The sequence below is a fragment of the Hymenobacter agri genome, from assembly GCF_054778495.1.
This window is the reverse complement of sequence record NZ_BAAGZM010001184.1, coordinates 1-669: the sequence shown is the minus strand read 5'-3', so window position 1 is coordinate 669 and position 669 is coordinate 1. Positions and strand designations below refer to the sequence as shown.

General features: G+C 66.4%; 1 protein-coding gene. It reads left to right on the top strand.

Features of this window, described 5'->3' with window-relative positions; genetic code table 11:
* The coding region (locus ACYVDE_RS25225) for a hypothetical protein (protein ID WP_460504261.1) at nucleotides 1-669 on the top strand (669 nt) is incomplete at both ends.

Genomic DNA, 669 nt, shown 5'->3' with positions numbered 1-669 from the left:
ACCGGCACACGCCGTGCCGCCTACGCGGCCATGCTGCGCGCCTGCCGCGACTGGCACCGGCAGCACCGCCGACTGTACACCAACCAGTCGATGATAAACGACTTGTACGGCATCTATTACGCCAACAAAGGCCTGGCCTACCTCAACCCCATCGACGCCCTGCCTGAAGCCACGGTGCGGCACTACCTCTACGAGTCGGTGGGCCTGGAGCCTTGGCTGGGCAGCGAAAATGCCCAGGGCCAGCCCAGCCGGCCGATGGGCAACGCCTACTTCCAAACCACGGCCAAGGGGCTGACCAAGGAGCTGGGCTTTGTGGGCAACTACGGCGAGGTGCTGGACTGGGTGTCGGAGATTTACGAAGCCACCCAGCCTAACCCCGGCCAGCCCGGCGACGAGCGCCTGCGGGCCCAGCTAGAGAAAATAGCCCTGGCCCGCATCCCCTTCCGCTACCAGACCCAGGACTCGGCCGGCTACCGGGCCATGCGCGCCGAAACCCTGGTGGGCTGGCGCGACCACCATTACCCCGGCGACGTAACCTATGTTCAGCGCCCGAGTTGGGACGGCGGCCCCCTGCAAACCGCCACGGCCACCGGCAATGCCCGGCTGTTGGGGTACGCCCGGCAGCAGCTGGCCGACAATCAGTTTTTTGCCGTGCTGCAGGAGCGAATG